General features: G+C 69.3%; 8 protein-coding genes and 2 pseudogenes. 8 read left to right on the top strand and 2 right to left on the bottom strand.

All coding sequences use genetic code 11. The features are described 5' to 3' along the window. From FNH08_RS38380 to FNH08_RS38370, 3 genes and pseudogenes are all read left to right on the top strand, one after another. A pseudogene (locus FNH08_RS38380) lies at positions 1-286 on the top strand (ATP/GTP-binding protein); the annotation flags it as partial. Beyond that, positions 283-918 carry a TniQ family protein gene (locus FNH08_RS51160; protein ID WP_194238762.1) on the top strand — a complete coding sequence of 212 codons (636 nt, stop codon included), beginning with the start codon at positions 283-285 and terminating at the stop codon, positions 916-918. The pseudogene FNH08_RS38380 and the gene FNH08_RS51160, both read left to right, overlap by 4 nt. Continuing rightward, a complete protein-coding gene (locus FNH08_RS38370) occupies positions 915-1556 on the top strand; it encodes a TniQ family protein (protein ID WP_152776148.1) in 642 nt (213 codons plus the stop codon). Before FNH08_RS51160 ends, FNH08_RS38370 begins: the two co-directional genes overlap by 4 nt. Positions 1557-1648: 92 nt before the next feature. Here the strand turns inward: FNH08_RS38370 and FNH08_RS38365 are convergent, their stop codons facing one another. Beyond that, a complete protein-coding gene (locus tag FNH08_RS38365) occupies positions 1649-2938 on the bottom strand; it encodes an MFS transporter (RefSeq protein WP_322726166.1) in 1290 nt (429 codons plus the stop codon). A gap of 530 nt (positions 2939-3468) precedes the next feature. Between FNH08_RS38365 and FNH08_RS38360 the strand changes: the two genes are divergently transcribed. From FNH08_RS38360 to FNH08_RS38340, 5 genes are all read left to right on the top strand, one after another. After that, a complete protein-coding gene (locus FNH08_RS38360; protein WP_152776146.1) occupies positions 3469-3654 on the top strand; it encodes a hypothetical protein in 186 nt (61 codons plus the stop codon). Beyond that, positions 3651-3962, top strand: a complete 312-nt coding sequence (locus tag FNH08_RS38355; RefSeq protein ID WP_228034613.1) for a hypothetical protein — start codon at positions 3651-3653, stop codon at positions 3960-3962. Before FNH08_RS38360 ends, FNH08_RS38355 begins: the two co-directional genes overlap by 4 nt. Before the next feature lie 61 nt (positions 3963-4023). Next, entirely contained in the window at positions 4024-4620 is a 597-nt protein-coding gene (locus tag FNH08_RS54200; RefSeq protein ID WP_152776145.1) for a Ku protein, read from the top strand. Beyond that, on the top strand, positions 4617-5237 hold the full coding sequence (locus FNH08_RS38345; RefSeq protein WP_152776144.1) for a hypothetical protein: 621 nt from the start codon (positions 4617-4619) through the stop codon (positions 5235-5237). The genes FNH08_RS54200 and FNH08_RS38345 overlap by 4 nt, the downstream gene beginning before the upstream one ends. Further along, a complete protein-coding gene (locus tag FNH08_RS38340; protein ID WP_322726165.1) occupies positions 5162-5941 on the top strand; it encodes an RES family NAD+ phosphorylase in 780 nt (259 codons plus the stop codon). Before FNH08_RS38345 ends, FNH08_RS38340 begins: the two co-directional genes overlap by 76 nt. 23 nt (positions 5942-5964) lie before the next feature. Here FNH08_RS38340 and FNH08_RS38335 read toward each other — a convergent pair. Further along, positions 5965-8061: pseudogene (locus FNH08_RS38335) on the bottom strand (BTAD domain-containing putative transcriptional regulator); the annotation flags it as partial.

Raw genomic sequence — 8061 nt, 5'->3', positions numbered from 1 at the left:
CCCGTTCCCTTACGGCACGGAATGGAAGGGCCTGGTCGCGACCCTTGAGGCGACCTTGCTGCTGCACGAGCACCAGCGCGGCATGCTGGTCGCTCTCGACCGCTACCTGCACGACCGGACCGGCGGCATGATCGGCGCCCTGTCCCACGTGATCCGCGGGGCGGCGATCGACGCGATCCTCACTGGCACCGAGAAGATCACGAAGAAGTCCCTCGTGGCGATACCCCTGGATCACACCGCCCAGACGGCGTCGTCCCCGGCCAGGGCCGCGGTGACCAGGCGGTGACCGGATCCTCCGCCGAACGCCTCGCCGAGCTTCCGGTCAATGTCCGACCCCGGCTCGGCGAGAGCACCGACTCCTACGTCCGGCGCCTGGCCCGCGCCAACCACCTCAAGCCCAGTGACCTGCACTGCCTCCTCGTCGGCCCGCCCAACTGGTTCGGCAAACCCCGCATCGAACGGCTCGCCGCGGTCTCCGGCCGTTCCGAGACCGCCCTGCAACGGGCCCTCTCGGACGCCAGCTCCGCCCGCGGCCGGGCGAAGCCCACCCCCAGGACCCTGCGCATCCACGCCCACAAGGCGCTCAAGCAGGGCAGCCGGGACATGACCCTGCCCATCCAGTACGACGCACTGGGAGGCGGCACGTCCGTCCGGCAGATCGCCCAGCGGTGGAACGTCCCGCGCTGGCTGGTCCGTCGTGTCCTGGACTCCGCGGTCTTTCCCGACCGTCAGACCCCCAGGAACCGGTACGTCATGACCGGGCCGGTCAAGGAACAGATCAACTCGATGATCGTCAGCGGGATGGGCCCGAAGGAGATCTGGACAGAGCTGATGGACGTCCACGACATCTCGGTGTCCATGGGCAGCCTGCAACGACAGACCTCCCATCGGCACCCCGCGACGAGGCGCCCACGGTGACCGAGCACCTGCCCTTGCCTCTTGCCGCTCTCCCCGTCAACGTCCGTCCCAGGCTCGGTGAGACGACCGACCACTACATCCAGAGGCTGGCCCGCGCCAACCACCTCAGACCCAGCGAACTCCTGCAGCACCTCACGCCTCCGCCCCACAAAACCGGCCGCAGACCCCAGCTGAGCCGTCTCGCCGCTCTGAGCGGACGCTCGGCAGACGTCCTGGTCAACACCCTCGCGGACGCCGGCCCGGCCGCCGAACCGACTCCGTCCGACCTCCGACTTCAACACCACCCGGCGCTGCACGACAACAACGGACACAACATCACGTCGCTGATCAAGCACAACGCCCGCAGGAACAACAACGGCCTGCGGCAGATCGCCGACACGTGGAAGATCCCGCTCTGGCTCCTCAGACGGGTCCTCAACCCACGCTTCCCCGACCCGAAGCCCCCGCTGCGGGCCTCGATGTCGGAGGACACCTACCGCACGATCTGGGAGCACTACCTCCAGGGCGCGACACCCACGCAGACCTGGCACGGCCTCCTCGACGACCATGTCGACCGGATCCCGCTGACCACCGTCACGAAGCTCTTCCTCCGATTCTCCGAAGAGAGCAACACGGCCGTACTCAACGAACGCGAGTGACCCAAGCCTCTCACCTGCGCATCCCCCGAAGGCTCACCCGCAAGGCACGGCCCGCACACTGAGTTACCGCCACTTCCACCGCCGGGGTTCAATCACCCGCTCCGGTTGATCTCGATCTTCCGGAGCAAGGGCACCAGCAACGGCAAGAGCATCGCCACCGCCGCTACCCCTCCGCCGGTGACGGCGACCGTCGCCGTTCCGAACGCCGCAGCGAGGAAGGGAGTGGACAACTGGCCGACAGGGATGGGCACAGAGGACCAGAACTCGTCGTGGGCGCCGACCCGGGAAAGCAGCCGCTCCGGGATGTGGGTGTTGTTGACGGTCTCCCACACGACGGTGAAGAACTCGGTGACCACTCCGGTCAGGAAGGCCGCCGCTGCCAGCAGAAGGGTGTTCGCGCCGACGCCGAGCAGGATCAGCGGCAGTGCGCCCAGCGACATCGAGGCCAGCGCCGGCCCCATCGGCCGCCGCACCGTCAGCTTCACCATCACCACGCTGGCCATCAGCGCCCCGACGCCGCGGGCGCTCAGCACCAGTCCCCAGCCCGTAGCACCGATCGTGTCGTGGGCGATCACCGGGCCCAGGATCTGCCAGACACCCCTGTTGAGGGCGTTGAAGACAGCGAACACCAGCGTCACGGCCCAGATCCACGACTGGGAGCTGAAGTAGCTCCAGCCCTCCCGCAGTTCGTCGAGCATCGTCGGACCGCCCTCAGTACGCGGCAGCAGGTCCGGCAACGACATCCGGGCGAAGCACGCGGCCGCCAGGAGGAAGGAGACCGCGTCCGCGGCAATCGCCCAGCCTCCGCCCACGGAAGCGGTCAACAGGCCGGCTGCTGTCGGACCGAGGATTTGCATGGCGTTCCTGACGGACGCCAGCAGGGAGCTGGCCCGCTGGATGCCCCGCCCTGCCGCCAGATTCGCGACGATGCCGCGCAGCGCGGGCCTGGTCAGTCCCTGAAAGATGCCGTTGAGACCCGCCAGCGGCAGCAGGAACACGGGGTGCTGGTGAGTCAGGAGGAGAAGCGCGACGCCGACCTGGGTGAGGCCGGCGCCCAGGCTGGTGAAGCGGAGGACGGTGTCGCGCCGGTATCGGTCGGCGATACCGCCGCCGAGCAGGAGCATCGCGAGCATGGGAACCAGGGCCGCCGTGGTGACCGCGGACAGCCAGGCCGCACTGTCAGTGACCTCCAGGACACCGAAGGCCAGAGCGACAGGCGACATGGCACTGCCGGCCATGGAGATCGACTGGCCGCCCAGAAACCACCGGAAGGCAGCAGAACGGAGCGGGCTCTCGGACGCGGGGCCTATACCGGAAACCGGCAACGCGCCCTCTTCAGGTGGTTCACGATCTCGACTCTCGGGCGCATCTGTTGCAGGCACAACGGGCCACCGTGCCAGCGCACGCAGCAAGCCTCAAGTGGTTTTCGCAGAGGGCCGCACCACTGCGAGGCACAGCCACAGCACGCAGTGACCCACGCCACTCAACCTTCGATGAGAATCGCTCAACCTTCACTGCGACAGGACAATCCCTTATGTCAGCTATCCAGCTTTTAAGGCAATTAGTGCTGCCCGTGCGGCCGTATTCGTCGCCGGACCGGAATCCGCCGCGGAGGCGGCCGACGTGGCGGGTAGCCATGTACGACAGGGAAAAGGCCGGGATGGACTGGTTCGCAGCCGTCCTGCGGGAGGGGCGCGGCCGGCTCCCCGAATGCGACGAGCGCTTCAAGCAGGCGTGGCAGGCGAAAAGCGCTCCGGACCGCGCCTTCCAGCAAGCTGCGCGAAGGTTCCTGGGGACAGAGCAGTCATAGCGAGATCGTCACGGCTTCGACGACCACCGCCTCGCGCCGACGCGCGGAGTCCGTCACGAGCGCAGCTACCGTGACGGCACCTTTGCCACTAGATTTGACATCATGACTGCCATCACCCTGCGGATCCCCGATGCCATGGACAAGCCGCTGCGCGACGCCGCAGCCGACGCCCCGTCGCTGAACGACTACATCCTGCGCGCCGTGCGCCGGCAGATGACCCTCGACGCCGCCCGCAAGCTCGTCTCCATCGCTCCCCTCGACCTCGCGGGCGAGGGCGACGCCCTGTGACCATCCGCAAGGGCGACGTCTGGGACGTCGACACCGGCAAGGGTACCCGCACCGTTCTCGTCGTCAGCCTCGACGGCCTCGCCGAGGCCTATAACGCGGTCGTCGCCCTGGTGCTTCACGCTCCAGCACAGCACCCCGACACGGCGATGAGCGTGCATCTGACCACGCCGGTCGACGCCTCCCTCGTCGCCGTCAACCTCCTCCAGCTCTCCGCCATCCGCTTCGAAACAGGCACACTGCACGGCAACATCGGTCCCGAACAGCAAGAGCTCGTCGACAACGCCCTCCGCGCGGTCCTCGACCTGTAGACATGTCGTCGCGCACCGCGGCCGAGGTGCGGGCTGCGCCGGTCGGGCGTCCTATGGGGGTATGGCCGTCTCCACGATCGTACGGATGCCGATCACGTTCGGCCTCGTGAGCATCCCGGTCACGGTTCATGCCGCCACGGAGCAGCGCTCCACCGGCCTCAAGCAGGTTCATGCCAAGGATGGCTCGAGAATTCGGCTTCGCCGATACTGCGATGCCGAGGGCGTAGAGGTGCCGTATGTCGAGGTCGTCCGGGGTTTCGAGGCCCCCGGCGGACACGTGGTGGTCCTGACCGACGAGGACCTGTCCGATCTGCCGCTGCCGACGGCCACCCCATGCTCCGGCCGCCGAGGTGCTGCCCGGCCGCGTCGTGGACCTGATGGCCATGCTCCAGGCCGGCGTGGAAGCCGCCCGAGACGCCCACGGCACCTCGCCGTCCGGCGCTGGCCAGGCCACGAAGAGGGTCACGCCGAAGTCTCGGCGCCGGAGCGGTTGATCAATGGCCCCGCCGCCGGAGGCCCCTCGGGAGACGACGTGGCTCGCGTGTTCAGTGACGGGGCAGCAAGCGGGCGGAGGCTGAGACAAGACCACCGGTCTGCACGATCGGCCGCACTGTCGGAGACTGGAATTCGGGGGCGACCAGGGCGAGGCAGCCGATGACCTCTGACAAGGTCCCGAAGCCGGGGTTGGGAAAGGCCCGGAAGACCGTCAAGATCGCCGAGAAGCCGATGAAAGGCAAGGCGGCGAAGCAATACCGCCTACCCGCGAAGCCCGCCGTCGCCGAGACTCGGAAGTCCCAGCAGCAGAGAGCCGGCTCAGGCCAGGGCGTCCGGGCGGGCAAGCGGGCCTCCCCCCAAGGGGGAGAGGTGAAGGCAGTCCCGCCCGGGAACGTGCGGCAGCTGCGCCCTCGAAAGCCAGTTCATGACGGGTGGGGCCCCTTCTACAACCTTGCCGGGGCTGCCGAGCTGCTGGGAGTCTCACCCGCCGACGCCGAGAAACAGGGTGAGGTACGCGAACTGCTGATGGTGAGCACGGACGACGGAGGGCTCCTCTTTCCGGTCTGGCAATTCACCGGGCGGCATCTGCACAGCCGTGTAGCCAAGGCTTTGGCCGTGTTCCGTGACCTCCAGGGCAGTCCGTGGCTGGTCGTGCAGTGGGCCACGGCGCCCAACCCACAACTGGGTGGCGCCACGCCCGTCGAGTGGCTGCGCGGCAATCACCCGCTCGAACCGGTACTCGAAGACGCCCGCACGTACGCGGCGAGGTGGTCGCGGTGAGCCAGGCGGCACACGAACTTCTTCCGAGACAGCTCCTTCTCCCCGCGCCCCCGCCCGACGCAGACCTGCGGCAGTTCCCGGTGAGGACCGTGGCAGCAGGCCGCCGGATTTACCGTGTGCACGAATCGCGGTGGCGCTGCTGGCACTTCTCCTGTCTCAACGAAGGCCGAAGGAACGGATCGCGCTTCGACACCACCGGGCCGGCGCGAGGTACGTGCTACACCGCTACCGACCCCCTGACCGCGTTGGCGGAGTACCTCGGCTATGCCATCCTGCGCGGTCCGTACATCGTCAGCGCTGAGCTGGATGGCCTGTCCGTCTCCCACATCACGACTACGCGCTCCTATCGGGTCGCCGATCTGACCCGGCGCACCTGCCCGGTCGTTGGAGCCTTGGGAAGGGAGCTGTCCGTCCTTACCCCGTACGTCACGCCGCAGGCGTGGGCGCGGCTATGGGAAAAAGCGGGATTCGAGGGAGTCCTGTACTACCCGCGACACGACGCAAAGCCCACGGCACGGTCCATCGCCCTGTTCGGTCCCGTTGATGATCCCGGAGAGACGGAGTGGCCGGACCCTCCCAACACGCCTGCTGGAGAGTACCTTCGCTCCTTCGCGCGCGCCTACGGCCTCAAGCCCATAGAGCCACGCCAAGACGACGCCGAACACTTTCCCGTCGTGGACCCGCCCGGCACCAAAGGCCGATAGCCCCGGCCGCGCAGCGCCGCCCACTAGGCGGAGGCGATGCGGTTGGTGTCCCTCAGCGCGTTGATCAACGAAACAGTCTCGGGGGCGGCGTCGCAGCCGCTTTCCAGCGTGATGCGGTTGAGCTGCTGGGCGGTGCGTTCCAGGCCGGCATGGTCGCCGGTTTCGCTGTAGATGGTGAAGAGGTCCCGGTAGAGCAGTTCCGACTGGACGTCGCAGGTCAGGCCCTTTCCTGCCGAGGTCGCGGCCGCCCGGTAGTCGCCTGCGGCCATGCGGCGGACTGTGAGTTCGTGGGCGACGTCGACGACGGCAGAGATCATCTCCTGGATGTCCTGCTCGGCCCAGACGTACTTGGACTGGTCGATGTTGGAGAACGGCCTGCCGCGGACGAGGGCCAGGGCCTGGGCGAGGGCGATGTCGGCGTCGGAGCCGGTGTGGTGCATGCCGTAGCGGTAGAGCTCCTGGAACTGTGCCCAGTCGCTGGTGACTTGGTCGTTGAAGGCGTACACGCCGCCGGCGATGGGGGGCAGGTAGGCGCCCTGCGGGTCGTCGGCCGGCAGCCGGGGGTCGCGGCCGAGCCAGGTGCGCAGTTTGCTGACCATGGAGTTGCGGGCGTTGGCCAGGATCCGCTGGCCGGGCCAGACCGCCTCGTCGAGCTCGTGACGGGTGCCGCCGGGGTGCAGGACCATCCAGGCGGCGATCTCGGTCAGTGCGTTGCGGCGGTAGGACTCCACCTTGCCCAGCGTGCCGACGACGTCGACCGGGCCGAGCACGCGGACCTGCGGAGCGGCCGGCGGATCCGGCGGCGTGGTCAGGGCGGCCAGCACGCTGGAGGTGGACGCGGTGACCCGCGGGGCCGGGCGGCTGGGTGCCTCCTCCTGCTCCCGGCTGCCGGACTGCGTGGCGGGCGCGAGCGCGGATGCCTCCTCGGCCTCCGGGTCCGGGGCGCCGTCGGGCTCCTCGGTGCCTGTCGGGGCCGGCTGCTGTTCCTCCAGGACTTCGGTGAGGACCTGCCCGAAGTCGGCGGTCCCCGCCGGCTCCTCGCCGTAGCCCGTCTCCGGGGCGTCGCCGCCGTCCCCCTCGCCGTACGGGTCGTCTTCCTCGTATGGATCCGGTTCGACCGGCTCCTCGTCGTAGCCGCCGGTGTGGTCGGGGACGCCCTGGGCGGCCGGCGACAGGTCGGAGACCGCCGGTGCCAGGGCGCTCATGCTGGGCAGGGCGGTGGCCAGGTCCTCGCCCGCTTTGGACATGGTCACGCTCACGAAGCCCGGCACCGGCTGGGCGGCCGCGGCGGGGGCGGCGCCGGTCTCCGGCGCGAGGGCTGAGTCGGCCGGCGCGGGAACCGGGACGGGGCCGTTGGGCGCCGGCGTGCCGTCGGGGGCGTGCGTCCAGGCCGGGGCGGGGACGTCGTCGGTGCGGTTCGCGGTGCTCAGCAGCTGCAGGAGCGGCTGGTAGGTCTCGTCGTCCACGCGCTGGAGGTCGACGGCCAGTTCGTGACCGGGGAGTTGGACCGCGTCTCCGGACGTCGCGGGGAGGGTCCAGGAGCTGGGCATCTGGGGCGCGGCGTCGGCTGCGGTGATCACAGCGATGGCGGTGCGGGGCCGTGAGGCGAGCAGGTCGGCCAGGATGTCGGCGTCGGCCTGGCTCGGCACGCCGGGGCACAGGAGGATCTTGGGGATCCAGGTGTCGCCGCCGTCGTCGGTCAGTCGTGCCGCAGGCAGGTGGTCGAGGTCGGCGGCGCCGAGGGCGCCGCGCTGGAAGGCGTCGTGGGCCACGAGTTCGTTGACGGCGTCGGTGACCTGGTCGTGGTACTCGACGTGCGCGGGGAAGACCGAGGCGAGTTCTTCGCCGATGCCGGCCAGGATGACGGTGGCGTCGTCGGTGAGCTGGGAGTTGGCCAGTTCGAGGGCCAGGGCGAGCAGGACGGCGCGCACGTCCGTGCTGGTGCCGCCCAGGCGCAGCAGTCCGACGGACTCCAGGTTGACCAGGACGGGGTCACTGTCCTCGGTTTTGCCGAGGCTGACCAGGGCCGGGTACGGGGCGGTGACGTCGCGGGCTTCGTCGTGGGTGAGGAGATGGGCGCCGCGGGCGGGGCACCACCACACGTCGGGCTGGCCGTCGAG

Source organism: Streptomyces spongiae, from assembly GCF_009377185.1.
In the GTDB taxonomy this organism is placed as follows: Bacteria; Actinomycetota; Actinomycetes; order Streptomycetales; family Streptomycetaceae; genus Streptomyces; species Streptomyces spongiae.
Note: the sequence above shows the minus strand (reverse complement) of the source record. Positions and strands in the feature narration are given on the sequence as shown.

Bases quoted from the DNA above. Each gene is read 5' to 3' on its own strand.
- FNH08_RS54200 (WP_152776145.1), top strand. From the start codon at position 4,024: ATGGCCGTCTCCACGATCGTACGGATGCCGATCACGTTCGGCCTCGTG.
- FNH08_RS38360 (WP_152776146.1), top strand. From the start codon at position 3,469: ATGACTGCCATCACCCTGCGGATCCCCGATGCCATGGACAAGCCGCTG.
- FNH08_RS38345 (WP_152776144.1), top strand. From the start codon at position 4,617: ATGACCTCTGACAAGGTCCCGAAGCCGGGGTTGGGAAAGGCCCGGAAG.